The 23,473-nt window shown below is 62.0% G+C and carries 28 protein-coding genes and 1 pseudogene; 8 read left to right on the top strand and 21 right to left on the bottom strand.

Annotated features, from left to right (window positions below):
* From EOB49_RS09460 to EOB49_RS36410, 5 genes are all read right to left on the bottom strand, one after another.
* Nucleotides 1–1,358, bottom strand: a 1,358-nt coding sequence (locus EOB49_RS09460) for an ABC-F family ATP-binding cassette domain-containing protein (RefSeq protein WP_164781633.1), incomplete at its 3' end; no start/stop codon positions are given.
* Nucleotides 1,359–1,482: 124 nt separating this feature from the next.
* Nucleotides 1,483–1,932: a MucR family transcriptional regulator gene (locus EOB49_RS09455; RefSeq protein WP_127268153.1), complete on the bottom strand. Its 450-nt coding sequence runs from the start codon at nt 1,930–1,932 to the stop codon at nt 1,483–1,485.
* Nucleotides 1,933–2,094: 162 nt separating this feature from the next.
* Nucleotides 2,095–2,298, bottom strand: a complete 204-nt coding sequence (locus EOB49_RS09450) for a hypothetical protein (protein WP_024504288.1) — start codon at nt 2,296–2,298, stop codon at nt 2,095–2,097.
* Nucleotides 2,291–3,217: a DMT family transporter gene (locus EOB49_RS09445; protein WP_127380809.1), complete on the bottom strand. Its 927-nt coding sequence runs from the start codon at nt 3,215–3,217 to the stop codon at nt 2,291–2,293. Before EOB49_RS09445 ends, EOB49_RS09450 begins: the two co-directional genes overlap by 8 nt.
* 45 nt (nt 3,218–3,262) lie before the next feature.
* A complete protein-coding gene (locus tag EOB49_RS36410; protein WP_164781632.1) occupies nt 3,263–4,096 on the bottom strand; it encodes a hypothetical protein in 834 nt (277 codons plus the stop codon).
* Nucleotides 4,097–4,206: 110 nt separating this feature from the next.
* On the opposite strand from EOB49_RS36410, the gene EOB49_RS09430 reads away from it, so the two are divergent.
* A complete protein-coding gene (locus EOB49_RS09430; RefSeq protein ID WP_027037936.1) occupies nt 4,207–5,166 on the top strand; it encodes a LysR substrate-binding domain-containing protein in 960 nt (319 codons plus the stop codon).
* Between the two features lie 111 nt (nt 5,167–5,277).
* Here EOB49_RS09430 and EOB49_RS09425 read toward each other — a convergent pair whose 3' ends face one another.
* Complete coding sequence (locus EOB49_RS09425) at nt 5,278–5,790, bottom strand: DinB family protein (protein ID WP_013532473.1); 513 nt, start codon at nt 5,788–5,790, stop codon at nt 5,278–5,280.
* Between the two features lie 59 nt (nt 5,791–5,849).
* On the opposite strand from EOB49_RS09425, the gene EOB49_RS09420 reads away from it, so the two are divergent.
* Nucleotides 5,850–6,542, top strand: coding sequence for a glutathione S-transferase family protein (locus EOB49_RS09420; RefSeq protein WP_127380808.1), 693 nt, complete (start codon nt 5,850–5,852; stop codon nt 6,540–6,542).
* 11 nt (nt 6,543–6,553) lie between these two features.
* On the opposite strand, the gene EOB49_RS09415 is transcribed toward EOB49_RS09420, so the two are convergent.
* A complete protein-coding gene (locus EOB49_RS09415; RefSeq protein ID WP_127380807.1) occupies nt 6,554–6,814 on the bottom strand; it encodes a DUF2934 domain-containing protein in 261 nt (86 codons plus the stop codon).
* Between the two features lie 159 nt (nt 6,815–6,973).
* On the opposite strand from EOB49_RS09415, the gene ndk reads away from it, so the two are divergent.
* Nucleotides 6,974–7,396: a nucleoside-diphosphate kinase gene (gene ndk / locus EOB49_RS09410; protein WP_013532476.1), complete on the top strand. Its 423-nt coding sequence runs from the start codon at nt 6,974–6,976 to the stop codon at nt 7,394–7,396.
* Nucleotides 7,397–7,460: 64 nt separating this feature from the next.
* Here ndk and EOB49_RS09405 read toward each other — a convergent pair whose 3' ends face one another.
* The 6 genes from EOB49_RS09405 to EOB49_RS09380 all read right to left on the bottom strand — a co-directional run bounded on the left by EOB49_RS09405 (nt 7,461) and on the right by EOB49_RS09380 (nt 12,591).
* On the bottom strand, nt 7,461–8,225 hold the full coding sequence (locus EOB49_RS09405) for a YbaY family lipoprotein (protein ID WP_127380806.1): 765 nt from the start codon (nt 8,223–8,225) through the stop codon (nt 7,461–7,463).
* Between the two features lie 110 nt (nt 8,226–8,335).
* Nucleotides 8,336–8,812: a molybdenum cofactor biosynthesis protein MoaE gene (locus EOB49_RS09400; RefSeq protein WP_127267617.1), complete on the bottom strand. Its 477-nt coding sequence runs from the start codon at nt 8,810–8,812 to the stop codon at nt 8,336–8,338.
* A 1-nt stretch (nt 8,813) separates the two neighbouring features.
* Nucleotides 8,814–9,071 carry a molybdopterin converting factor subunit 1 gene (moaD, locus tag EOB49_RS09395; protein ID WP_127267618.1) on the bottom strand — a complete coding sequence of 86 codons (258 nt, stop codon included), beginning with the start codon at nt 9,069–9,071 and terminating at the stop codon, nt 8,814–8,816.
* 1 nt (nt 9,072) lies between these two features.
* Nucleotides 9,073–9,669, bottom strand: coding sequence for a CDP-diacylglycerol--glycerol-3-phosphate 3-phosphatidyltransferase (gene pgsA / locus EOB49_RS09390; RefSeq protein ID WP_023673449.1), 597 nt, complete (start codon nt 9,667–9,669; stop codon nt 9,073–9,075).
* A gap of 97 nt (nt 9,670–9,766) precedes the next feature.
* A complete protein-coding gene (gene uvrC / locus EOB49_RS09385; protein WP_127319021.1) occupies nt 9,767–11,830 on the bottom strand; it encodes an excinuclease ABC subunit UvrC in 2,064 nt (687 codons plus the stop codon).
* Nucleotides 11,827–12,591, bottom strand: coding sequence for an SDR family oxidoreductase (locus tag EOB49_RS09380; RefSeq protein ID WP_127319023.1), 765 nt, complete (start codon nt 12,589–12,591; stop codon nt 11,827–11,829). Before EOB49_RS09380 ends, uvrC begins: the two co-directional genes overlap by 4 nt.
* A gap of 413 nt (nt 12,592–13,004) precedes the next feature.
* Between EOB49_RS09380 and EOB49_RS09375 the strand changes: the two genes are divergently transcribed.
* Complete coding sequence (locus tag EOB49_RS09375) at nt 13,005–13,667, top strand: outer membrane protein (RefSeq protein WP_127380805.1); 663 nt, start codon at nt 13,005–13,007, stop codon at nt 13,665–13,667.
* A gap of 120 nt (nt 13,668–13,787) precedes the next feature.
* Here the strand turns inward: EOB49_RS09375 and EOB49_RS09370 are convergent, their stop codons facing one another.
* Nucleotides 13,788–14,384: a glutathione S-transferase family protein gene (locus EOB49_RS09370; RefSeq protein ID WP_127380804.1), complete on the bottom strand. Its 597-nt coding sequence runs from the start codon at nt 14,382–14,384 to the stop codon at nt 13,788–13,790.
* A 126-nt stretch (nt 14,385–14,510) separates the two neighbouring features.
* Here EOB49_RS09370 and EOB49_RS36890 point away from each other — a divergent pair, with 126 nt between their 5' ends.
* Nucleotides 14,511–15,383, top strand: coding sequence for a hypothetical protein (locus EOB49_RS36890; RefSeq protein WP_206526096.1), 873 nt, complete (start codon nt 14,511–14,513; stop codon nt 15,381–15,383).
* Nucleotides 15,384–15,848: 465 nt separating this feature from the next.
* Nucleotides 15,849–16,154: a transcriptional regulator gene (locus EOB49_RS09355; protein ID WP_127319031.1), complete on the top strand. Its 306-nt coding sequence runs from the start codon at nt 15,849–15,851 to the stop codon at nt 16,152–16,154.
* A 21-nt stretch (nt 16,155–16,175) separates the two neighbouring features.
* On the opposite strand, the pseudogene EOB49_RS09350 reads toward EOB49_RS09355, so the two are convergent.
* The 6 genes and pseudogenes from EOB49_RS09350 to EOB49_RS09325 all read right to left on the bottom strand — a co-directional run.
* A pseudogene (locus EOB49_RS09350) lies at nt 16,176–16,489 on the bottom strand (LysE family transporter); the annotation flags it as partial.
* 31 nt (nt 16,490–16,520) lie between these two features.
* Nucleotides 16,521–17,357, bottom strand: a complete 837-nt coding sequence (locus EOB49_RS09345; protein WP_127380801.1) for a DMT family transporter — start codon at nt 17,355–17,357, stop codon at nt 16,521–16,523.
* The gene (locus tag EOB49_RS09340) at nt 17,354–17,935 is read right to left on the bottom strand and encodes a TetR/AcrR family transcriptional regulator (protein ID WP_127380800.1); all 582 of its coding nucleotides are present in this window, start codon (nt 17,933–17,935) and stop codon (nt 17,354–17,356) included. The genes EOB49_RS09345 and EOB49_RS09340 overlap by 4 nt, the downstream gene beginning before the upstream one ends.
* A 133-nt stretch (nt 17,936–18,068) precedes the next feature.
* Complete coding sequence (locus EOB49_RS09335; RefSeq protein WP_127380799.1) at nt 18,069–18,521, bottom strand: hypothetical protein; 453 nt, start codon at nt 18,519–18,521, stop codon at nt 18,069–18,071.
* 193 nt (nt 18,522–18,714) lie between these two features.
* Nucleotides 18,715–19,569, bottom strand: a complete 855-nt coding sequence (locus EOB49_RS09330) for a 23S rRNA (adenine(2030)-N(6))-methyltransferase RlmJ (protein WP_127380812.1) — start codon at nt 19,567–19,569, stop codon at nt 18,715–18,717.
* Nucleotides 19,570–19,632: 63 nt separating this feature from the next.
* On the bottom strand, nt 19,633–20,238 hold the full coding sequence (locus tag EOB49_RS09325) for a hypothetical protein (RefSeq protein ID WP_127319041.1): 606 nt from the start codon (nt 20,236–20,238) through the stop codon (nt 19,633–19,635).
* A gap of 705 nt (nt 20,239–20,943) precedes the next feature.
* On the opposite strand from EOB49_RS09325, the gene EOB49_RS09320 reads away from it, so the two are divergent.
* Complete coding sequence (locus EOB49_RS09320; protein WP_127380798.1) at nt 20,944–21,981, top strand: UDP-glucuronic acid decarboxylase family protein; 1,038 nt, start codon at nt 20,944–20,946, stop codon at nt 21,979–21,981.
* Nucleotides 21,978–23,057, top strand: a complete 1,080-nt coding sequence (gene galE / locus EOB49_RS09315) for a UDP-glucose 4-epimerase GalE (RefSeq protein WP_127380797.1) — start codon at nt 21,978–21,980, stop codon at nt 23,055–23,057. Before EOB49_RS09320 ends, galE begins: the two co-directional genes overlap by 4 nt.
* Here the strand turns inward: galE and EOB49_RS09310 are convergent.
* The gene (locus EOB49_RS09310) at nt 23,011–23,439 is read right to left on the bottom strand and encodes a hypothetical protein (RefSeq protein ID WP_245472598.1); all 429 of its coding nucleotides are present in this window, start codon (nt 23,437–23,439) and stop codon (nt 23,011–23,013) included. The two genes, galE and EOB49_RS09310, sit on opposite strands and share 47 nt — an antisense overlap.
* Nucleotides 23,440–23,473: the final 34 nt, after the last annotated feature.

Below are 23,473 nucleotides of genomic sequence, written 5' to 3'. Positions count from 1 at the left end.
AGGATGAACAGGTTTGGGCCCTCGAAGGCCGACAGCCCCATCAGCAGCCGCGCCTTCTCGCCGCCCGACAGATCCTTGGCGGCGGTGTTCATCTTCTCGGTCGTGAGGCCGAACTGGGCGACGCGGCCGCGTACCTTCGATTCCGGCGCCTCCGGCATCAGCCGGCGGACATGCTCGTAGGCGTTTTCGTCCGGCCGGAGGTCGTCGAGCTGATGCTGGGCGAAGATCGCCACCTTCAACCCGGGCGCCACCGTCATGGTGCCACTCTCCTGCTTCAGCCGGCCGGACAGCAATTTGGCGAAGGTCGACTTGCCGTTGCCGTTGGCGCCCAGCAGCGCGATGCGGTCGTCGGCGTCGATGCGCAGCGTCATCTTCTTGAGGATCGGCTGACCCTCGGTGTAGCCGACATTGACGTTGTTCAGCGCCACGATCGGCGAGGCCACCGTCTTCACCGGCTCGGGGAAGGAGAACGGCCGCACCGAATCGTTCACGAGGGCCGCGATCGGTTTCATCTTCTCCAGCGCCTTGATGCGCGACTGCGCCTGTCTCGCCTTGGAGGCCTTGGCGCGGAACCGCTCGACGAAGGATTCCATGTGCTTGCGCGCGGCCTCCTGCTTGACCCGGCCCTTCTCCTGCAATTCCTTCTGCTCTGTATATTGACGCTCGAACTGGTCGTAGCCGCCGCGCCAGAAGGTCAGCTTCTTCTGGTCGAGGTGGACGATCGAATTGACGGCGCGGTTGAGCAGGTCGCGGTCGTGCGAGATCAAAAGCACGGTGTGCGGATATTTCGACACGTAGTTTTCCAGCCACAGCGTGCCTTCAAGATCGAGATAGTTGGTCGGCTCGTCGAGCAGCAGAAGGTCGGGCTCGGCAAACAGCACCGCGGCAAGCGCCACGCGCATGCGCCAGCCGCCGGAGAAGGACGAGGCCGGACGCCGTTGCGCAGCATCGTCGAAGCCCAGGCCGGCGAGAATGGTGGCGGCGCGGGATTCGGCTGAGTGCGCGTCGATATCGGCCAGCCGCATATGGATGTCGGCGATGCGGTGCGGATCGGTCGCCGTCTTTTCTTCTTCGAGCAGCGCCGTGCGTTCGAGATCGGCCTTGAGCACGATCTCGATCAGCGCGTCCTCGGTGCCCGGCGCTTCCTGCGCCACCTGGCCGATGCGGGTGCTCTTCGGCAGGCTGATCGAGCCTGTCTCGGACGGGAAATCGCCGGTGATGGCCTTGAACAGCGTCGTCTTGCCGGTACCGTTGCGGCCGACAAGGCCGGCCTTGGTGCCGGCCGGCAAGGTCAGCGAGGCATGGTCGAGAAGCAGGCGTCCGGCCATGCGGAGCGATAGGTCGTTGATGATCAGCATGGCCGCGCTTTTGCACCGGACATCAACGCTTCGCAAGGCCTTGCCGGCCAGTTGGCCGCACAAGGCCTCGAAACGACGCCAGCGAGGGCGTCGTCAAAGCAGCCGAACAGTGGCTTGCCTGCTCTCAGGCAGTCGCCTTGCGCTTCGTTGCCTTGGCGACAGCGGCCGGCGCTGCTGCCGGCTTGCGGCCAAGTCCCGTCGACTTTGCCAGCGCCGATCGCGTCGCCGAGTAGTTTGGCGCAACCATCGGATAGTCCGGCGGCAAGCCCCATTTGGCCCGATAGTCGTCCGGGCTCAGGCCGTAGTCGGTCCGCAGATGCCGCTTGAGCGACTTGAACTTCTTTCCGTCCTCAAGGCAAATGATGTAGTCGGGAAACACCGACTTCTTCGGATTGACTGCCGGAACCAGGTTTGGAGTTTCCGCGACAACTGCACCAGCGAGCTTGCGAACCGAAGCACTGACGCTGGCAATCAACTCAGGCAGGCCGGCAGCCGGAAGAGGGTTGTTGCCTACATAGGCCGAGACAATATCGGCCGTCAGCTCGATAACGGTCTTATCATCGATATTTGACAATTCTTTCACCTTATTTGCGACAAAATCCTCCACCCCAGCGAAGACTTGTGTCGATGTATCTCTTTAACCGCGTCCCCCAACGGACCGCCAAGTCTCATAAAAGAATGAAGAATCGGCAAAAATAGCATTCATGCGAAATCGACGCCGTGCAAATTAGAAAATCTAATACTTGGAACCAGCAGACTTAGCGGCAGGACTTTCGTCCAATATCTCCAGAATACGCTTCCAGCGGGCGCAACGCGCGAAATCCTTTTGTTCTATCGCCTTTTCGGCCCTCATCGCGGCGTAGAGCGGTGCCTCGGCGCCGAATTCGTCGATCAGCCAATGCGCTTCCTGAATGGCCAGACGCTCATTCTCGTCAAACATGGTTTTCGGCCTCCGAACGTTCCACACCGACCGCGACACAACTGCCGATGACGAGGATGGCTCCGACAATGGCCGTCACCGTCAGCCTTTCGCCGGACAAGGTCAAAAGCAGGGTCGAGGCGATCGGCGTGAGATAGGCGACCACCGCGACCCTGCCGCTGCCTTCAAGCTTCAAGGCGCGCGACCAGAAATAGTAGCCCAGACCCATCGGACCGGCGCCGAGATAAAGGCCGAGGGCCAGGTCCGCGCCGACGGGCCAGGTGAAACCGTCGCGAGCGCACCACAGAAACATCAAAGCGACGCCAATCAAAGACGATGGCAGCAACAGGCGATCCGCTGGAGTGGCCACCCGTCCCACCATGATCGAATAGAAGGCCATGCATAGCGCGGACCCGAATGCGGCGAGATAGCCGACCAGATCGCCCTCGAACCAGGATTGGTTGCGCCCTCCCGAAATCACCAGTGCAACGCCGATAAAGCCCACCACCGCGGCGAGACCCAACAGTGCCGGACGCCGCGGATTTTCCAAGGCAATGACTGCCGCCGCGACCATCAGCGGCCAGGTGTAGGCCACCAGATTGGCCTCGATCACCGGCATCGAAGCGAAGGCGATGTATTGCAGCACCATGGTGCCGACCAGGCCGATGAAGCCGACCGCGAGAGAGATGAGCGCCGCCCCGGCGGTGACCGGTGCTACTCTTTCGCGGCTCATCAATCGGATGGCGGCGAAGACGAGTGCTGCGCCTGCAAATTGCAGGAACTGGACCTGCGAAACCGGTTGGCTGGCCAGCAGGGATTTGCCGACCAGGGCATTGGTGGACCACAACGCCACCGCACCGGCAGCGAAGACCAACGCGGATATCGAGCCGGATCCCTGCCGAAACAATCGGCATGGGATTCTATTTTGCTGTTCGACCATGATCCTGTCCGAAAACCGGTACCGACTTTTCGGGACCATGGTTCATTACCATGATTCCCTGGCGCCGCCCGGAACCGGTGCCTCGACGGCGGCGGGCACGGGATGCTCCGCCTCGAACCGACGATAGGCCGGCAGCTGATTGGTCCAGACATCTTCGGCCAGTTCGCTGACCCACTCACGGTCGTGGTCGTTGTCGGCGGCGAGATAGAACATTCTGTTATCGTCGACATAGGGTTTGGCCACCGAGCGCTGGTTGAGCACCAGCGTGACGCGCTCGCCGAACCGGATCGGCGCGGTGCGATGCAGGACGCCCAGGAATTGCCCGAGCGTCGCGTAGTTCATCTTGTGATCGATGCGCATGACACTGTTGCGTGGGATCTCGCGGCCGGCTTCGAGAATGGCGCGGCCGGTTTCGGAGTCGTCGCAGTAGATTTCGAGGTGGCCGCCGACCAGCGGATTGCTGATCGACAGCGGAATGAGCTCGGTCACCGGAACGCCATCGCAATGCCACTCCACGGCGCCGTCGTTGGGATTCATGAAGGTGACCGTCGAGCCGACGATCGACAGCGGATAGGGCTCCAGCTTGGTGCCCGTCATGTCGGACAGCCGCTCCAGGCGCAGCTTGTCATGCAGCAATTCCTTGATCTCGGGGATGAAACGGTCGGCCCCGGTGATGAAGGTCAGATCGAGGTGCTTGTGCACGGCATGGCTGGCCTTGAGCTTCAGGGCAGCCTCCTCGATCGCTGCAAGCAGTGCCGGGTCATAGCCGTGCAAATATTGCGCGACACCGAAACTCGACACTTTCCAGGCGGTTTCATGGCCGATAATGGCTTCGCGGCTCATCGCATAACGCAGTTCGGGAATGGTATGGGCGTTCATTGTACTTCTCCAGGATGGGGGCAACACTTGGTAAACAGTCGATTAATTCACCCACCCCTGTAAAATTAGGAATGCTGGTGCTAGTGTAAGCCAAGCTTAAGGTCGAAACCGTGCGTCTGCTCAGTCAGGTCAACCTCAATTCGCTTAAAATCGTGGAGAGTGCTGCGAGGCACGGTAATTTCACGCGTGCCGGCGAAGAACAGTTTATTACCGCTTCAGCGGTCAGCCAGCGCGTGAAAAGCCTTGAGGATCAGCTTCGTTTCAAGATTTTCCAGCGCGGCGGCAATGCGGTGTCGTTGACGCCGGAGGGCGAGACCTATGTCTCGCGCGTTCGCGAGGCGCTGGAGCGAATCGTCGCCGCCAGCATGGAAGCGACCGGGCAATCGCAGGAGCATGTGCTAAAAATATCGGTGCTGCCGACCTTTGCGGCACGCTGGCTGTTTCCGCGCCTGCCGCTGTTCCAGCAGCAATATCCCGATATCGTAATGCGGGTCTCGACCTCCTACGCGACGCATGAGTTCACGGCCTCGGAATTCGATCTCGAAATCCGTTATGGCGACGGTCACTTTCACGGGCTGCAATCCGATCTGCTGTTTCGCGAAGACCTGACACCGGTGTGCAGCCGCAAGCTGTTCCACGAAGTTCTCGGCGATAAGCGGCTGTCGAAAGTGACACCGGACGACCTCAAGCACTTCACCCTGCTGCATTCCGACACCTGCACCCAGAATTGGCAATCCTGGCTTGGTTTCGCCGGCGCCAGCTTCGTGCTCAGCGAGACCAAGAGCATCTATTTCGACTCGTGCATGATGTCCTACGAGGCAGCCAATTCCGGGATGGGCTTTGCGGTGGCCAACCGTGCCTATATGGCCAGCGACATCCGCGCCGAAAGGCTGGTGGCTCCTTTCGCCGTCCACCACCCGAACACGGCTGGTTGGTATTTTGTTTCCCCGCTGAGAGGCCTTGCCGCACGCAAGGTCCAGTTGTTCAAGCAGTGGGTGATGGCGGAAGCGGCTCTGACGCAGTGCCAACTGGACAGCGAAATCAGGGGCGAGGCTTCGACGGCCGCCTGAATCTCGGACAAGTATCCGGTGTGCCGGCTAATTTCTGATGCAAAGACAATGCTGCAGCACAAAATGCAGCGATAGTAGACGCAAGCTCTTCGACCTTCGGACGGCACCGAATCAGGCGAAAGCTCTGCCCTCCTCGGTCCGCTGAAAAAGCATCAGGTCCAACCCCAGGCTTGGCCGTCCCAGGATAGTCAGGATCGTATGCGCCTGGCCGCGATGGTGGGTCTGGTGGTTGAAGACATGATCCAGCGCCGGCGCCAGCCTTTGCGAGACGGTGCGCATGTCCGAAACGGTCATGTAGGTGAAGCGGCCCGTCAACGCCTTGTCATTGAGGCCGCCGACCCAGTCGATGATCCTCCTGTCCTCGGCTTCACGCGCCGCCCGCAGGCCGGTCAACCCCCGATGCAGGATGGCATCCAGTGTCGTCGGCGCGTCGCCCTCGCCGGTGAAGCGCTTCATCCAGATCCGGTCGGCCGTCAAAAGGTGGTTGAGCGTGCCCATCATCGAGCCGAAGAAGGCGCCGACATCGCGGTTGAATTCCTCATCATCGAGTTCGGCGGCGGCATCATAGATGCGACCGTTGGCCCATTGATTATAGGCCGCAAACATCATGAAATGCTGTCTCATGGCTTCCCTCGGCTCACGTCGATGCGGGGCCTACCTAACCCGCAGGAACGCCGCCGCCAATGACCATTCTGCTCTATGATCTCGTCGGACGCGACACCACACGTCCGTTCAGCCCGCATTGCTGGAAGGTGGTGATGGCGCTTGCCCACAAGGGGCTCGACATATCAACCGTACCGACGCGCTTTCTCGAGGTGCCCGCTGTCGAGGGCGGCGTTTCGAAAACCGTTCCGGTGATCCGCGACGGCGAGACGGTCCTCGCGGATTCCTTCGATATCGCGCTCTATCTCGATGAGGCCTATCCGGACCGGCCGACACTGTTTGGCGGTGAAGGCGGCAAGGCGATGGCGCGCTTCATCGAACGCTGGTCGCAAGTGACCATTCATCCCTACGTGACCACCGCGGCGATCATGGACCTCCATGCCATGCAGGACCCGGAAAACGCCGTCTATTTCCGCCAGAGCCGGGAGCAGCGTCTTGGCAAACGGCTGGAGGAGGTGATGGCCGCCAGGGAGGCCGGGCTCGGCAATTTCAGAGCCTCGCTGGAGCCATTGCGCTCGACGCTCTTCCATCAGCCATTCATCGGCGGCGCGGCGCCGCTGTTCAGCGACTATATCGTCTTCGGTGCCCTGCAATGGGCGCGCATAGCCTCGCCCTACCAACTGCTCGACGACGGCGACGTGGTGGCGCAGTGGTTCGCCCGCTGCCTCGACCTGCATGGCGGGCTGGGACGAAAGATCGCCGCCGCGGCTTGACGCCGTAAAGCTTACTTGGCCGCCGCCTTCTTTGGCTTGCCGGCCTTCGTGGCAGCCTTTGCCTCCTTGGGGGCGGCCTTTGCCTCCGCGGCGCCAGCTGCCTTCCTGGTTGGCTTTTTGGCTGCCGACTTGCCCGCGGCATCCTCCTGGTCGACATCGGCGGCCGCCTGATGCCAATGGCGCTCATGATGTCCAGCCGGCTGGCCCTCTTGCAGCCAGAGCTGGTGCGCACGGTTGCGAATGCGTTCCTGACGATCGTCTGTCATGGTCATGGTGTCTCCATACGGCCCGACCTCAGCGCGGCGCCGACACGCGAGTATAGCAAGCAACGCGTTGCTGTGTAGCCGTCTGATCGGGGCCTCTTGGCAATGGGCCGGGCGGCTTGTATAGAGCCCGCCACTCTCAATTCCATTCTCAGACAAGGACGACCCATGGCGCTCGAACGCACATTTTCCATGATCAAGCCGGACGCAACCCGGCGCAATCTCACTGGTGCCATCACCAGGATGCTGGAAGAGGCAGGCCTGCGCGTCATCGCCTCGCGCCGGGTCTGGATGAGCCGCCGCGAAGCGGAAGGCTTCTATGCCGTCCACAAGGACCGCCCCTTCTTCGGCGAACTGGTTGAATTCATGTCGTCGGCACCGACCGTCGTCCAGGTGCTGGAAGGCGAGAACGCCATTGCCAGGAACCGCGAAGTGATGGGCGCCACCAACCCGGCCAACGCCGCCGAAGGTACCATCCGCAAGGTTCACGCGCTGTCGATCGGCGAAAACTCGGTGCACGGCTCCGACGCGCCGGAGACCGCGGCAGAAGAGATCAAGTACTGGTTCTCGGACACCGAGATCGTCGGCTGAGCCGATAATCCAGACCTTGGATTACTTGAAAAGGCCGGCGTTTCGCCGGCCTTTTTCGTCGGGGTCAGCTCGCCGCGCTGAAGCGCAGGATCTCGCGGCCATCCTTGTCGACAATGATGAGCTTTCCGGCATCGACACGGTATGACGCCGCCTTGGCCAACGCATCGAACAGCGCCTTTTCCTCGGCCATCACCTCGGGCGCACAGGCCTTGTAGGTCGAGCCGATGTCTCTGATCGCGATCGTTTGCCCATCGAGTTTGGCGGTGGCGAAGTAGGTGTTGCAGGGGCCGCTGCCGCCCGCCTTGCCGGCCCCGCTGACCCTGAACGTCGCTTGCGGGGCAGCAATAGCGCCGATGCCGTCGATATAGTCGACCAGCCAGAGCTGGTCGAAGACGGAAGCCGTCGGCTCGGCACTCGGGGTGACCATCTTCAGCATGATGGTCTGCGGCAAGTCGGCCAACGGATCGACCTGGTGGCGCATATCGGAGATGAACAGCAGCTTGTCGTCGACGGTGATGCGGGCTTGCAACGCGTAAGTCATCTGCGACCGGATGACCGAAGGGTCGAATTTGATCTCGAAGCTGATCGGCACCTGGCCTGCCGGCTTTACTTGCTGCTCACCGATGATGGTGGCCGGCGCGTCGGCCAGCGACACGTCCGCCAGCTGGACGGAGAGCACGGCACTGGGCGGCAAGGCAATGCGCTCGCGATAGATCACCTCGCCTCTCACGGCCCTTTCGGCGGCAACAGACTGCTCCGGAACGGCCAATATGCCGACGACCAGAGGCACGAAACCGAAGATCAAGAACTCCGCGATCCTGTCCAGCATGACCATCTCCCTCACCCCGGGCTGCCAATGCCCCGGGCTGCCAATGCCGAGGCTGACCAATCCCGCCAATTGGCCAAAGGATTGCGGTCAATGCATGGCTGCGGCGGATCTTATTCGGACTGATACCAGCGTTGCGCGGCGTTTGCATCGGCTTCCTTGGCCTCGACCCAGCCACCCTCCGAGCCGTCAGCCCGATGCTCCTTCTTCCAGAAAGGCGCGCGCGATTTGAGATAGTCCATCAGAAAATTCGCCGCCTCGAACGCCGCATGGCGATGCGCCGAGGCTGCCACCACCAGCACGATGTTCTCGCCGGGCGCGATCTTCCCGTGGCGGTGGATGGCGGTGAGCCCCTGCAATGGCCAACGCTCGACCGCTTCAACAGCGATGCGGGCGATTTCCGCTTCGGCCATGCCGGGGTAGTGTTCGAGCTCGAGCGCTGAGAGCGCGCCCTGCTCGTCGCGGCAAAGGCCGGAGAAGGTCACCACGGCGCCGATATCGGCGCGGCCTTGCGTCAGTCTGGCGATCTCGGCGGCGACGTCAAAATCCTGGCGCTGAATGCGCACGACAGGCAAGACCGCGCCGCTCATGTCAGCCCCCGGTCATCGGCGGGAACAGCGCGATTTCGCGGGCGCCCGCGATCTTCTCGCGGTGCTCGACATGTTCCTGGTTGATGGCGACGCGGATCACGTCGGGATATTGCAGAGCGTGCTCGTAGCCATCGCCGCGCGATTTCAGCCAGCGCAGGAGATCGGTCACCGTCTCGATGCCCGCAGGCAGGTCGACATCCTCCTCAGCCATGCCGATGCGTTCGCGCACCCAGGCAAAATAGATGAGCCGTGTCGTCATCTCACTCGTCCATGATGTGCTTGAGGCCGGCGCGGAAATAGTCGTAGCCCGTATAGAGTGTCACCAGCGCCGCGATCCACAGCAGCACCAGCCCGGTCTGCGTGGTCAGCGGAAAGATCTTGTCGCCGGCCGGTCCGGCCAAGAGGAACGCTATGGCGACCATCTGGATGGCGGTCTTCCATTTTGCCAACTGCGTCACCGGCACCGAGACTTTCAGCGCCGCCAGATACTCGCGCAGGCCCGAAACCAGGATTTCACGGCACAGGATAATGATCGCCGCCCACAACGACCAGCCGGCAATGCCCGCATGGCGATCGGTATCGGCGGCCAGCAGCAGCAGGCATGTGGCGACCAGCAGCTTGTCGGCGATCGGGTCGAGCATCTTGCCGATGTTGGAGGTCTGCTGCCAGGCGCGTGCCAGATAGCCGTCCAGATAATCGGTGATCGAGGCGAGCAGGAAGATGATCAGCGCCGACCAGCGGGCAAAGTCGCTCGACTTCAGATGTCCTTCGAGAAAAAAGCACAGCACCACCAGCGGCACCGCAACGATGCGGGCGTAGGTGAGCATATTGGGCAGGTTGAACGCGCGCTTGGCCATGTCTGAGAAACTCTTTCTGCCTGCCTACTCAAATCAGATGCGAATGTAGGGGGTCAACAGGCCAGATTCGACAGGCCGGATGAAAGTGCCGGATTTTTCAACTCTCGTGGAAATGATTGTAGACCAGTTTCGCCACCTGTTCGGAAATTCCGTCGACTTTCCGCAGATCCTCGATGGCCGCGCGGCTGACCGCCTTGGCGGTGCCGAATGCCAACAGCAATGCCCGCTTGCGGCCGGGACCGATGCCGCTGATCTCGTCGAGCGGGCTCTTGACCATCTCCTTCTTGCGGCGAGCCCGATGCGAACCGATGGCGAAACGGTGGACCTCGTCGCGCAGGCGCTGGACGAAATAGAGCACGGGATCGCGAACCGGCAGCGAAAACGAGTCCCTGCCTTTGACGAAGAAACGCTCACGGCCGGCGTCGCGGTCCTGGCCCTTGGCGATACCGATGGCCACCACCCGGTCCTCGATGCCGAGATCGGCGAGGATCTTGCGCACCGCGGTCATCTGGCCCTGGCCACCGTCGATCAGGATGACATCGGGCCAGGCCGGGAAGCTGCCGGAGATATCGTCGTCCATATCGTCCGCCGAACCATCAGCTGCATCCCCAGCCGGGACATCGCCATGCTCCTTCAGCAGCCGCGAAAAACGTCGCTCCATCACCTCGCGCATCATGCCGAAATCGTCGCCAGGTGTGATCTCGGTCGAGCGGATGTTGAATTTCCGGTACTGGTTCTTCACGAACCCTTCCGGTCCGGCGACGACCATGGCGCCGACCGCGTTGGTGCCCATGATGTGTGAGTTGTCGTAGACCTCGATGCGCACCGGCGGCTTGGCCAGGCCGAATGTCTCGGCGAAACCCGCAAGCAGGCGTCCCTGGGTGGAGGTTTCAGCCAGCCGGCGTCCGAGCGCTTCGCGGGCATTCTGCAAAGCGTTGTCGGTCAGGTCCTTCTTCTCGCCGCGCTGCGGCACGGAGATCGCGACCTTGCGGCCAGCTCGGGTGGAGAGCGCCTCGGCCAGCAGTTCCTGATCCTCGACGCCATGCGACAGAAGAATGTTCCGCGGCGTCGGCTTGTCGTCATAGAACTGCGCCAGGAACGAACCCAACACCTCGGCTGCTTCCAACGCCGGATCGGCCTTGGGGAAATAGGCGCGGTTGCCCCAGTTCTGGCCGGTGCGGAAGAAGAACACCTGGATGCAGACCTGGCCGCCTTCCTGATGGATGGCGAAGACGTCGGCTTCGTCGACGGTCGCTGGATTGATGCCCTGGTGGCTCTGCACATGCGACAGGGCCGCCAACCGGTCGCGATAGATCGCGGCGCGCTCGAAATCGAGAGCTTCCGACGCCTGCTGCATGGCGGCCGAGATTTCCGTCTTCACCTTCTGGCTGCGGCCGGACAAGAAGTCCTTCGCTTCGCCGACCAGTTCGGCATAGTCCTGATGCGAGACCTCGCCGGTGCAGGGACCAGCGCAGCGCTTGATCTGATAAAGCAGGCATGGCCGCGTGCGGTTCTCGTAGAACGAGTTGGTGCAACTCCTGAGCAGGAAGGCGCGCTGCAGGGAGTTGATGGTACGGCCAACGGCACCGGCCGAGGCAAAGGGCCCAAAATAATCGCCTTTGCGCGACCGCGCGCCGCGATGCTTGTAGATGCCGGGCGAGACATGGTCGCCGGTCAAGAGAATGTAGGGAAACGACTTGTCATCGCGCATCAGGACGTTGAATCGCGGCCGCAAGCGCTTGATAAGGTTGGCTTCGAGCAGCAGCGCTTCGATCTCGGTGCGGGTGACGACGAACTCCATCGTCGACGTCTCACGCACCATGCGGCCGATGCGGGTGGTGTGGAAGCGGCCTTGCGCGTAGTTGGTGACGCGCTTCTTCAGGCTGCGCGCCTTGCCGACATAGAGCACATCGCCGGCAGCGTTCATCATGCGGTAGACGCCGGGCGCATTGGGAAGCCGCTTGACCAGCGTCTGGATCACCTCGGCGCCGATCATGCCTTCCGCGTCGCCGGCATGCGGTGTCCAGTCGATGGCGGTGAAGGCGACATCGGGACCGACGGTTTCAACGATCTCCTCGACCGCCTCGTCCTCGAGGTCGATATCGGGGGGCAGATCGTCGGCGCCGCCGCGCGGCGTGCTTTTGTGGTCTACAGGACTCATTCCGTCATGCCTGTCACATCGGGCGTCTGCCATGCAAGATGCTGGCCGCCATCAAGCGCGATCATCTGGCCGGTGACCGAGCGCGCTTCCCAGAGATAGCGGATTGTGGCGCCGAATTCCGGCAATTCCGGGCCGCGCTTGAGGACCAAGCCATCCACCTGTGCGGCAAAATCGCTGTCGTCCTGACGCGCGTTCTTCAGTGTCGGCCCCGGGCCGATGGCATTGACGCGGATGCTGGGGCCGAGCGCTTGCGCCATCATCTGGGTGGCCGTCCACAGCGTCGACTTGGACAGCGCATAGGAGAAGTAGCGCGGCGTCGGACGCCAGACGCGCTGGTCGATCATGTTGACGATCAGGCCCTCCTGCCCTGCCGGCAACGCCCGGGCGAAATTCTGCGCCAGCAGCGCGGGCGCTTTCACATGGACGGCAAAGTGCCGGTCCCAGGCCCGCCAGTCGAAATCCCGAACCGAATCGTCCTCGAACAGCGACGCATTGTTGACCAGCAGCGGGATCGGTCCGAGCGCTGCTTGCGCCTGGCCGACGAGATCGTCGACGGCGTCCATATCGGTCAGGTCGGCGGCGACCACGGCGGCGCGGCCACCTCCGGCGATGATTTTGGCAGCCAACGCATCGGCCTCGATGCGCGAGCGGTTGCAATGGATGGCGACGGCAAAACCGTGCGCGGCGAGATCCTCGACGATCGCCCTGCCGATCCGCCTGGCCCCGCCCGTCACCAGCGCCGTGACAGTGGCTTTGCTCATATGGTGTCAATCCTCAATTTCGGCCCGAAAAAGCGGTGCCGGCGAAATATGGCCCGGCATGCGTTAAATGGTGTTCGCACCTTGGGCAGCATTGTGGCGAAACGGCCGTTTGGACATCCCGGCCCGCCCTGGACTCGGGCGCGCACGACCGCAATATAGGGTGCTGGAGTCCTTGCACCAAGCGGTGTACAGCGCAGCATGGGATGGTTCCTGCCATTTCGCTGTTGCGAAGATGCAACGTCAAGGTTCTGCCTCATTCGTGCCGGGGAATGACCCAAGTTCAGGTTCGCTTCAGCCGCATTTTGACACGACATTTGGAACCGACGAACGCCAGATCCGTTTCACCCCCCGGACGGGTAGATGGCGATCGTGAGAAACAAGCCTGTGTCCTGTGGCTTAAGGAGTAAAGAACAATGCAAGCCAATCTCAAATTCGCACGGCCGCTGGCTGTTGCGCTCGGGCTCTTCGCCCTCAGCGGAACCGCCTATGCCGCGGACGTGGTTTCGGAAGAGCCGCCGGCACCTGCGCCGATCGCTGAACTTCCGGTCGCTTCGTGGGCCGGCCCCTACGCCGGTCTCAACGTCGGCTATGGCTTCAGCGGCCATACCAAGGAAAAGGATCTGGGTGTTGACAATGTTGACGTCGGCACCAAGGGTTTCGTCGGCAGTGTCTTCGGCGGCTACCAGTGGCAGCAGGAGAACTTCGTCTACGGCGCTGAAGCCGAACTCGGCTACAACGGCGTCAAGGGCGACGACAACGGCATCGACTCCAAGGCCGGGTTCGAAGGTTCGTTGCGTGCCCGTCTTGGCTACGCCGTCACCCCGGAAATCCTGCTCTATGGCACCGGCGGTCTCGCCGGAAGGAGCCTGAAGGTCGAAGACGACCTGTATGGTTCGGACCGCGCCACGATGCTCGGCTGGACCGCCGGTCTCGGCACCGACATCAAGCTGACCGACAATGTCTTCGGCCGCGTCGAGTATCGTTACACCGACTTCGGCAGCAAGAGCTTCGACGGCATCGGCAAGGTCAAGGCCACCGACAACCGGGTCACCTTCGGCGTCGGTATGAAGTTCTAAGTCGTTCAAGCCACGACACGAAAAAGCCGGGCCTCGCGCCCGGCTTTTTTTGTGTCTGAGTGATTTTCCCGGGTGGTGATCGACCGATAACCCGGAAATCAATTCCGGGGTAATCGGCGGTCAACCGGGAATGCAGGGCTTCAGTTCTGGAAACTTTTCGTCGAAGCGTGCTGCCCACCGCGTCAGCCGGGCGCGACCCTTTTCCCATTTTCCGGCAAAACGCAGCGAGAGATAGCCAAGGCAGGCGCGCAGCGCCATCTGGCCGACGGTGATCTTCTTCGGCAGCTTCGGCGGGTTGGCATTGAGCAGGTCGAGTGCCGCCGTGATCTTCGCCCATTGGCGATCGAGCCAAGGCTGATAGACCATCTCCTCAGGCCGCGTGCGCCGTTCATAAACCATCGACAGCGCGCAGTCGCAAATGCCGTCGGCCAATGCCTCCAGCACTTCCGCCTCAAGCCGCTTGTCGGGATTGCGTGGAAAAAGCGCGTTCTTCGACAAGCGATTGAGATGCTGGGTGATGGCGCGACTGTCATGGATGGAGCGACCGTCATCGAGCACCAGAACCGGGATCTTGCCGAGCGGGTTGGCGTCGACCAGTTCGGCCGGTTTGTCCTCGGTTTTGACCGCCACCGTTTCGATGTCGATGCCGGCATAGGCGGCTGCCATGCGCACTTTGGAACTGTAGGGAGAGGAGGACGCATAGAGCAGTCTGGGCATGATCGGTTTCCTGTTTTGCAGGCCGGCAGTGTTGACCGATCAAGCGCGATCGAGCAATGGCCAGAAGCGGAAAACCCGGCCGCCAGCGAGCGGACTCATCGGCCGGGGCCGTTTGGCGAGCGCTCCATGAAGACGGTGCTTGATCACATAGTCGCCGAGTTGCCAGAATCGCAGGGATCACTCAGCCGACAGCCAAGACCGAAGAGCCTCGCGCCGATATTTCATCAAGCGCATGAATGGCACAAAAAGCCCCACCGGACTCCGCCCTATGGCGAAGTCCTGGGAGTTGCGAAAAGATATCCTCCGTCCGCCTCTGTTCTCGCCTTCCGACTGCCAAACAACGAACGGGGCGCCTGTCAGGCACCCGCCCTTGACTGTTTCGGCACCGCCCCCGGCGAGGGAAGACGCGACTACTTCTTGCCGGCCTTCGCTGGCGCGGCCTTCGGCTTGGCCGCAGGTGGCGCTTTCTTCACCGGTGCTGAAGATTTCGCTGCCGCAGCCTTCTTTGCCGGTGCAGCCTTCGCAGCCGGCTTCTTGGCAGGTGCAGCCTTGGCAGGTGCAGCCTTGGCAGCCGGTTTTTTTGCAGGTGCTGCCTTCTTCGCTGCGGGTTTCGCCGCAGCCTTCGCTGCAGGCTTCTTGGCTGGTGCCGCCTTCGCCGCCGGCTTTGCCGCTGCCTTGGCGGGTGCTGCTTTCTTCACTGCCGGTTTCGCAGCAGCTTTCGCTGCCGGCTTCTTGGCCGGTGCTGCTTTTACCTTGGCCGCCGCGGCCTTCGGCTTGGCAGCGGGTGCTGCTTTCTTCACTGCAGCTGCGACCTTCGCCGTCGCTGCTTTTGCGGGTGCTTTCTTTGCCGGTGCCTTCGACGCCGGCGCTTTGGATGACTGCTTAGCCATGCGATGCCCCTTCCGTTGTGCCGACGGCCGTAATGACCCGGCGCGCTCATGCATATCTGACTCGCGGCTTGCTAGCCAGCGAAGCAATAGACTGATTTTCGCAACTTAACTTTCGGTTACGATCGGCACATGATCGTGCTGATCGTCGCAGAAATTCACTGCTGATCTTCGACCATCGGCTAGTATGTGTCGCCGACATTCTCCACACTCCGCGGGAGCGCTCTTCTCGTGAAGCTCCGAAGATCAGCAAACAGCTTTGCGTGTCGATCTTCGTTCGCCAATATCATGACCACAGCCTCAGCGGTGCGATCATCTCATGCAGGCGGACGATCTATACTGCAATGCGACAGCCGGCCAATGCATCACCTTGTCAAGCGCGATCGCAGACCCGATTGCCCGTGAATTGACAGACTACTCTATGTGGCAGAGTATTCTGCAGGGCATGCCGGAGTACTTCGATGTCCATCGCACAGGGGCAAATGGCGCTGTCGCCGTTCGAGATTGCCAAGACGGTCCGCCGCGGCGGCGGCATGGTTGTCGGTGGCCTCCGGCTTGGCTGCACCGGAGCCGATCGATGAGTGCCGACGAAATCATCCACCAGAGCACTCGGCTCAGGATCATGGCCGCGCTGAACATGCTGGAAAGGCGCCAAACGCTGGACTTCACCGGGCTGAAGGCCATCGTGGACGTCACCGACGGGAATCTCGGCGCGCATCTCGATACGCTGGCCAGGGCCGGTTATGTCGACATCGAAAAGCTGTTCGTCGGCCGCCGGCCGCAGACGCGCGTCAGGGCGACGACCAGCGGACGGCGCGCGTTCCGCGGCCACGCCGCATTCCTGCGCAAGATCATCGATCAGGCGATGCCGCGCAGGAAATAGCGTGGCGACTGGGCAATCCGGTCAGCGCGCGGCAACAACGGCAACGCCGGCGCCGATCATCACACCGCCCGCCGCGCGGTCACCCGGCGTACGATCCCTGGCGTGCGCAACAGGCTGCGGGCGCGGCCGGCGAGGATGACATGAACGCCGATCACCACCGCTTCAACGGCCAGGATCACCATCATCAGCACACCAAGATGAGCAGCATTGAGCGATGCGCCGACGCCGCTAGGCAACAGCGCGACGTAGAACAACGGCATTTTCGGATTGCCAAGATTGAGCGCGATGCCGGTGGCAAAAATCGTCAGCAGCCCTCGCCGTCCTGAGACGGGCTGCCGTCCAGAATCTTCGCGATCCGCATTTCCGTCACGGCTGATAGCCGAGGCAGATGGCGCCGAGCGCGACGATAGCGCAGGCGCCGACCCGCCGCGGCGTCAGCATCTCGCCGAGGAACAGGCGTCCGATGAAGGCCGCGAAGACGACGCTGGTTTCGCGGATCGCGGTGATCGGACCTGCTGGTCCGAGCGCGAAGGCCGCGACCACGACACCGTAGGCCAGAAGTGCAAACAGACCTCCGCCGAGCGCCTTCCAGGTTTCAGGCGCGCGCGGGTCGACAATGAGCCGGCCACGGCAGGCGACGAAGGCCGCCGGCAGCAACGCGCCGTAGATCAGCAGGACCCATGCGGTGTAAGCGCCGGCATTTCCCGCCGCCCGAACGCCGAGCGCATCGACAGTCGCATAGGCGGCGATGATCGCTCCCGTTGCCAATGCATAGAATATCGATGTCGTGGCGGCCCTGCCCCTTCCAAGAGAAAGACCCATGATGCCGCCCGCGACCAGCGCGACGCCGACGGTCTGCGGCAGAGTGAGCTGCTGGTTGGCCAGGAAGAACCCGCCGAGCGTGACAAGCAGCGGCACGCTGCCGCGAACGATCGGATAGACCTGCCCCATTTCGCCATATCTGTAGGCGGCCACGAGAAACAAGGTGTAGCCAACCTGCAGGCAGGCCGAGAGCACGATATAGGACCAGGCCGGCGCGGCCGGAAGGTCGTGGAAGAAGGCAAAGGGGATGGCGAGCGCGGTGCTTGAAAAGCTCATGACGGTGACGGTCCACAACCTGTCGGCCCCCGTGCGCAGGAACGCGTTCCAGCTTGCGTGCAGGATCGCCGCAAACAATGCGAGCCCGATGACCAGCGGGCTCATTGCGGCCGGCGCGAGGCGGCGACGATGCCCTTGGCCGCCTTGCGGGCGTCGCGAATGGCGGCTTCGGCCTGCCCCATCTGCGCCAGCAAGGTCGCACCTTCGATCAGCATAAGCAGCGTCGCCGCCACGCTCTCGGCGCGGCCGTGCGGCATCATCTCTTCGAGGATAGACTGCATGCGCCGCTTGAGGCCGTTCTTCTGCCTGACAACGGCCTCGAAAATCGGATGCCCGGGATCGCCGAACTCGGCCAGCGCATGTGCGAACAGACAGCCATGGAAATCCGGGCTGCGGAACCAGCGTGCATGCCAGTCGAAGATTTTTCCGATTTTCTGCTCCGGCGGAACGTCCTCCTGGGCGAGCCGGTCGAGTTGGCGGTCGAAACGCATAGCGCGATAGTCGAGCACCTCGACGATCAGTTCGTCCTTGCTGGGAAAGTGGCGATACATCGTCATCTTGGCCACATCGGCTTCGGCGATGATCCGGTCGATACCGGTGGCATGGAAGCCGGCGCGCTTGAACAGCACGTAGGCCGTGTCAACGACGTGTTGGCGCTTGCCGGAAGCGGACGATGGCGTCATGGAGATTACCTAGTAGTGAGACAGGTCTGTCTCGCCTGTATGCGACGGATCGAACCTGCTGTCAACGGCACGAAAAAACGCCTGCGGCCGATCAGGCCACAGGCGCGAAAGAGATTGGAAGGGGAAACCGGGTCTAGCGCAGAATGCGGCAGCGGCCGTTGTAGACCATCCAGCGGTCGAAGCCCGAGACGCAGAATTCGACATTGTCGCCGATCGAGGCAAAGCCCTGGCCTTCCTCGATCAGGTACCAGATGGTGCGATCGCGGCCGTCGGACAGGCTGACGGTGGCGCCGCAATAACGGCGACCGATCGGCCAGGTATCGTTGGCCGCCAGATAGCGATGCTGGTGGATGCGCCGGAAATCGGTGATCTGCACGTCAGGCAGATGCGGCACGTGATGCACCTGATAGGAAAAGCGGCTGGTGATCTTGTTCAGTACCCAGGGCTGACCGCAGACCCCGCTGTCTTCGTCGGAATAGACCGTAAGATCGGCGGCCTGCACGCTCTGGGTGATACCGAGAGGCGCGGCAAGCGGGGTGCAGAGCGAAATCAGGGCGGCAAGGGCGGATTTGGCGAAGCGAGTCATGGCAGCCTCTCAAGGTCGATTGCGCGCACTGTGCGGATTCGCTCGGCGGCGGTCAAGCGGTTGCGTTGACAATGGTTTCCCAGTTTGAAACCGCTTTTTGACCAAAGCCGAATTTGCACGCACCGGAATGGCTCTGGCACGTTCATATCCAGACCCAAAGGAGCACGGTCCCTGGGTCGTCGATGAGCCCGCCTCAAGCCTGCTCGCCGGCCAGCCATTCCAGCGACCAGTGCGCCGGTCGCCCCACCGCAAGCAGCCTGTGCAGGGCCGGCAGCAGCGTCCGCAGCTCGCCCTCCAGCGTGAACGGCGGGTTGACCACCAGCAGACCGCTGCCGTCGAGGCTGGGTTCCGAAGAGGCCGGCCTGATCTCGAACTCGATGTCGAGCAGCTTCGGAATGCCGGATTGCTTCAGCGCCTTGCGGAAGGCGATGATCGCCTTCCGGTCCTTGATCGGATACCAGAGCGCGTAGATGCCGCCGGGCCACCGCTTGTGCGCCCTTATCAGCCCGTCGACGAGGCGTTCGAACTCACCCGCTTCCTCGAATGGCGGATCGATGAGGACAAGGCCGCGCTTTTCCTTCGGCGGCAGATGCGCGCCGAGCGCCAGCCAGCCATCGAGCTCGATGATCCGGGCCTGGAAATCGCCGGCAAAGAACGTCCTCAGCCTCGCGGCGTCCTTGGGGTGTAGCTCGATCGCCGTCAGCCGATCCTGCTTGCGCATGAGATGGCGTGCAATCAGCGGCGAGCCCGGGTACTTCTGGATGCCACCCTCGGGATTGAGCGACCGTATTGTCTCCAGATAAGGCTCGAGCAGCGCCGCCACCGGAGCGGCGAACGGGGCATCGATCAGCCTGCCGATGCCGCCTTGCCATTCACCCGTCTTCTGCGCCTCGGCGGACGACAGGTCGTAGCGGCCAATGCCGGCATGAGTGTCGACGACCCGAAACGCCTTATCCTTCTGCTTCAGATACTCGAGCAAGCGCGTCAGCACGACATGCTTGACGACGTCAGCGAAATTCCCGGCATGATAGGCGTGGCGGTAGTTCATGGTTTTTGTGCCGTTATGCATGTCGTTGTCCCAAAACCGCTGCACACTTTTGGGCGACATGCATCAGCCCCTGCCCCAACGCGGCGGTGGCGGCTGCGAGTTCGGATTTTCCGGCCGGCCGCCACGAGTGCGCAAAGTCAGCAAGAATCCGATCAGGCCGATCGCCATCAGCGCGAAGCCGACCGGCCGTGCACGGCTGTCGATCTCGCCGGCGCCGGAGCGCAGGATGAGATCGACCGCCCGCATCGGTATGTCGTCGGCATCACCCGGTCCGACGGTGAAGGTATAGGGGCCCGGGCTGACGGTCGCGATCACGCCGGCCTCGTCGCGAAAGATCTTGTCGGTCAGTTGCGGGCTAGCCTGGCGAGGATTGTCGGAATGGTTGAACTGCAGCGTCGAGGCGAGCACCGTGCGGCCATTGCTTGCAGCGGTCAGCGTCAGCACGGTGCGCTGCTGCGAAACGATGCGCTCGGCTCTTGCGGTCAGGTCGACCAGCACCCGCACAGGCGCGTCGCGGCCGGAGAGCGGCACCGTCAGCCGCTTGAAGCGGCCCTGCTCATAGACCCGCCAGGTGCCGATCTCATGGCCGGAGAAGTTGCTCATCGCCCAGGGATAGACGACACCGATGCCGGCGCCGACGAGCAGGATCAGGACAAACAGAAAGCGCATTCAGATCACCATGGCGTATCGTGACCTTGCCATAGCGCCCCGACGGCCAAAAGGCGATGGCCAGTTGCGGGCAGCCACCTGGAGGTGGGCCGTGCGGGTGCGAGCGCAACCAGATTGGCGGCCTGGCCGCGCAACAATTCAAGGTTCTACCTATGCGCTCAAAAATTAAGCCGAGTATTTCGCGCGCTGCGCTGACATCGCTGTCGGCTCATTCTCGGCCGTCCTTGCTGTCAAGTTTCGATCCTACCTCAAGGGACAGCTTCCGCGTCCGGTCATACATTGTCGTCGATCGAGCCAATATGCTGATTAGTAAAGAGGATTTTCCGTATGCGCCGTGTTTCAGCCCGAGAGACCGTCGCCCCCTCATGTTAACCATCCGCGAGCGCACTTGGTTAAGAAATCACTAATTTAGTTGACTATAATTTCCACAGGTATATTTTCGATATGTTGGGATGTGCAATTTGGGCGAGCAATCGGCGATGGTGACACCGAGCGGGTGACCGCGTTTTCGGGGCGCAGAGAATGCTGAGCGGCAGCACGGAGGTCGTGTAGTCGTACCAGCTTCGCGAAAGCCAAAGAACAATTAACGCACATCAGTGATGGCGATTCCGCAGACGCGGAGGTTTGCCACGTTCTCAGGAACGTGGCCGGGCGATGCTTTGTCCCGGCCCCGGCGGTAGCGTGTGCGGTGCGTGCGAGGAAAGCATGGGTAAGCTTGTCAAGGTTCTGAAACTGGAATCCGGCAGCCAAAGGGGCGCCAACCAAAGCCGACGACGCGCCCTTGTCGCCGGAGGAGCGGGGTTTTTAGGATCGCATTTGTGCGAACGTCTTTTGCGGGACGGATACGACGTTGTCGCGCTGGACAATTTCCACACCGGCAAAAGATACAATCTCAATACCCTTCTGCGTAATCCGAGCTTCACCTGCATCGAGCATGACATCGTCGATGCACTGCCTTCGGATCTTCAGTGCGACGAGATCTACAATCTCGCCTGCCCCGCCTCTCCGCCGCACTACCAGGCAGACCCGATCCACACCTTCAAGACAAGCGTGCTTGGATCGCTGAACCTTCTGGAACTCGCGCGACAGAACAAGGCCAAGATATTCCAGGCCTCTACGTCCGAAGTCTATGGCGATCCCTTCGTGCATCCACAGCCCGAGAGCTACTTCGGCAACGTCAACACGCACGGACCGCGTTCCTGCTATGATGAAGGCAAGCGCTCGGCCGAAACCCTGTTCTTCGATTATTCGAGAACCTATGGCCTCGATATCCGTGTCGCCCGCATTTTCAACACCTACGGGCGCCGCATGCAGCCCGACGATGGGCGCGTGGTTTCGAACTTCATCGTCCAGGCGCTGCGCGGCGAGGACCTGACCGTCTATGGCAGCGGCCAGCAGACGCGCTCCTTCTGCTATGCCGACGACCTGATCGAGGGCTTTGTCCGGCTGATGAACGCGCCGAGCGCGCCCACTCACCCGGTCAATCTCGGCAACCCTGCCGAATTCACCATCATGGAACTGGCGACGCTGGTCGTCGATTACACCAACGCCCGATCGAAGATCGTGCATCGGCCGCTGCCCGTCGACGACCCCAGGCAGCGCAAGCCGGACATCTCTTTTGCCAAGGCCAATCTCGGCTGGGAGCCGAAAATCAACTTGAGCCAGGGACTCGCGCGTACCGTCGAGTATTTTGACACCCTGCTCTACGGAAACCGCATTTCCAGAGGAGCTGCCGCCTCATGAGCCGGCCGGCAGTCCTGGTGACGGGTGGAGCCGGCTTCATCGGCAGCCACACCTGCAAGCAGTTGGCCTCCGCCGGCTACATCCCGGTGGTTTTCGACAATCTGAGCCGCGGCAACGAGAGGTCCGTCGCCTGGGGTCCGCTTGTCGTCGGCGATATCCGGGATCGGGATGCATTGAAGCGGGCGATGGAAACGCACCGGCCGACGGCTGTGATCCATTTTGCGGCGCTGGCCTATGTCGGAGAGTCCGTTCGCGAGCCGGCCGAATATTATTCAACCAATGTGACAGGCACCATCGCGGTGCTCGATGCCGCACGCGCTTGTTCGGTCGAAAACATCATCTTCTCCAGCAGCTGTGCGACGTACGGCGTGCCGGAAGCATTGCCCGTTCGCGAGACCTCCTCGCAGAATCCGATCAGCCCTTACGGGCGCTCCAAGCTGATGGGCGAACAGATCATCGGCGACTATGCATCCGCGTATGGGATGAAATTTGCTATCCTGCGCTACTTCAACGCTTGTGGCGCCGATCCCGACGGCGAGCTTGGTGAGTGGCATTCGCCGGAAACCCACCTGGTTCCCAGAGTGCTCATGGCCGCATCGGGCATCATCGACGCGATCGAGGTTTTCGGCACCGACTACGACACGTCGGACGGCACCTGCGTAAGGGATTATATCCACGTCACCGATCTGGCCCGCGCCCACCTGAAAGCGCTCATGCATCTCGAGGGTGGCGGGCGAAGCCTGGCGGTCAATCTCGGCACCGGGCGGGGCGTCTCCATCAAGGAAATCGTCAAGGCGGTCGGCCGAATGACGTCAAGACCGGTCCCGGCAGTGTTCAGAAGCCGGCGCCCCGGAGATCCGGCGGAGCTCTACGCCGATCCGGGAAGCGCACGCGAACATCTTGGCTTTGTGCCGGAACTTTCAGACATCGACACGATTGTCAGGACGGCCGCTCCTTTTTTCGGACTGAAGACCAGGCCAATGAAACTGCCGCCAGCCAGGGCGGCAACGTCGGTCGCCGCTCGACGGGTCAGAGATAGCGGGGGCGACAGCTCGCGCGCTGGCCAAACCCGCTAGGGCTGCAGATATAAGGCGAGCCGCCCGAGAACGTGCCGCCATCGCCAGGATTGAACGAGATTTTCACCGGCGCCGGCGTGCTGGCTCTGATCCGTTGCGGTGGTGCAAAGGCGTAGGCACTTTCGGTTCCTGTTGTGCTTGTCATCTGGATCGGAAGGTCGGCCCGGAGCGAGCGCACGGGAAATCCGGCCTGCACGGGCTGGCTGCGGATGGCGTGGACCACAGGCTTGACGAGGACCGAATTGGTTTCGGTCGCATCCATACTCTGACAGCCTGCAACCACAGAGATCATCGCCGCGGCCGCAACGATAGCCACGATATTTTTAATAGATACGATATTTTTGCTTGGGTTGACTGCACCCATCGCTGAATTGTTCATCATGTGTCCCTTGCTATCAAGTATAAGCCAAGGGCGC

This window comes from Mesorhizobium sp. M7A.F.Ca.MR.148.00.0.0 (assembly GCF_003997735.1).
Taxonomy (GTDB): domain Bacteria; phylum Pseudomonadota; class Alphaproteobacteria; order Rhizobiales; family Rhizobiaceae; genus Mesorhizobium.
The sequence above is the reverse complement of the archived record's forward strand: the minus strand, read 5'-3'. Positions and strand labels throughout refer to the sequence as shown.

Excerpts from the sequence above, each read along its gene's own strand:
- EOB49_RS09450 (WP_024504288.1), bottom strand. The coding sequence starts at position 2,298 with ATGTTTGACGAGAATGAGCGTCTGGCCATTCAGGAAGCGCATTGGCTG.
- EOB49_RS09445 (WP_127380809.1), bottom strand. The coding sequence starts at position 3,217 with ATGGTCGAACAGCAAAATAGAATCCCATGCCGATTGTTTCGGCAGGGA.
- EOB49_RS36410 (WP_164781632.1), bottom strand. The coding sequence starts at position 4,096 with ATGAACGCCCATACCATTCCCGAACTGCGTTATGCGATGAGCCGCGAA.
- EOB49_RS09425 (WP_013532473.1), bottom strand. The coding sequence starts at position 5,790 with ATGAGACAGCATTTCATGATGTTTGCGGCCTATAATCAATGGGCCAAC.
- EOB49_RS09420 (WP_127380808.1), top strand. The coding sequence starts at position 5,850 with ATGACCATTCTGCTCTATGATCTCGTCGGACGCGACACCACACGTCCG.
- EOB49_RS09415 (WP_127380807.1), bottom strand. The coding sequence starts at position 6,814 with ATGACCATGACAGACGATCGTCAGGAACGCATTCGCAACCGTGCGCAC.
- ndk (WP_013532476.1), top strand. The coding sequence starts at position 6,974 with ATGGCGCTCGAACGCACATTTTCCATGATCAAGCCGGACGCAACCCGG.
- EOB49_RS09405 (WP_127380806.1), bottom strand. The coding sequence starts at position 8,225 with ATGCTGGACAGGATCGCGGAGTTCTTGATCTTCGGTTTCGTGCCTCTG.
- EOB49_RS09400 (WP_127267617.1), bottom strand. The coding sequence starts at position 8,812 with ATGAGCGGCGCGGTCTTGCCTGTCGTGCGCATTCAGCGCCAGGATTTT.
- moaD (WP_127267618.1), bottom strand. The coding sequence starts at position 9,071 with ATGACGACACGGCTCATCTATTTTGCCTGGGTGCGCGAACGCATCGGC.
- pgsA (WP_023673449.1), bottom strand. The coding sequence starts at position 9,669 with ATGGCCAAGCGCGCGTTCAACCTGCCCAATATGCTCACCTACGCCCGC.
- uvrC (WP_127319021.1), bottom strand. The coding sequence starts at position 11,830 with ATGAGTCCTGTAGACCACAAAAGCACGCCGCGCGGCGGCGCCGACGAT.
- EOB49_RS09380 (WP_127319023.1), bottom strand. The coding sequence starts at position 12,591 with ATGAGCAAAGCCACTGTCACGGCGCTGGTGACGGGCGGGGCCAGGCGG.
- EOB49_RS09375 (WP_127380805.1), top strand. The coding sequence starts at position 13,005 with ATGCAAGCCAATCTCAAATTCGCACGGCCGCTGGCTGTTGCGCTCGGG.
- EOB49_RS09370 (WP_127380804.1), bottom strand. The coding sequence starts at position 14,384 with ATGCCCAGACTGCTCTATGCGTCCTCCTCTCCCTACAGTTCCAAAGTG.
- EOB49_RS36890 (WP_206526096.1), top strand. The coding sequence starts at position 14,511 with ATGAAGACGGTGCTTGATCACATAGTCGCCGAGTTGCCAGAATCGCAG.
- EOB49_RS09355 (WP_127319031.1), top strand. The coding sequence starts at position 15,849 with ATGAGTGCCGACGAAATCATCCACCAGAGCACTCGGCTCAGGATCATG.
- EOB49_RS09345 (WP_127380801.1), bottom strand. The coding sequence starts at position 17,357 with ATGAGCCCGCTGGTCATCGGGCTCGCATTGTTTGCGGCGATCCTGCAC.
- EOB49_RS09340 (WP_127380800.1), bottom strand. The coding sequence starts at position 17,935 with ATGACGCCATCGTCCGCTTCCGGCAAGCGCCAACACGTCGTTGACACG.
- EOB49_RS09335 (WP_127380799.1), bottom strand. The coding sequence starts at position 18,521 with ATGACTCGCTTCGCCAAATCCGCCCTTGCCGCCCTGATTTCGCTCTGC.
- EOB49_RS09330 (WP_127380812.1), bottom strand. The coding sequence starts at position 19,569 with ATGAACTACCGCCACGCCTATCATGCCGGGAATTTCGCTGACGTCGTC.
- EOB49_RS09325 (WP_127319041.1), bottom strand. The coding sequence starts at position 20,238 with ATGCGCTTTCTGTTTGTCCTGATCCTGCTCGTCGGCGCCGGCATCGGT.
- EOB49_RS09320 (WP_127380798.1), top strand. The coding sequence starts at position 20,944 with ATGGGTAAGCTTGTCAAGGTTCTGAAACTGGAATCCGGCAGCCAAAGG.
- galE (WP_127380797.1), top strand. The coding sequence starts at position 21,978 with ATGAGCCGGCCGGCAGTCCTGGTGACGGGTGGAGCCGGCTTCATCGGC.
- EOB49_RS09310 (WP_245472598.1), bottom strand. The coding sequence starts at position 23,439 with ATGATGAACAATTCAGCGATGGGTGCAGTCAACCCAAGCAAAAATATC.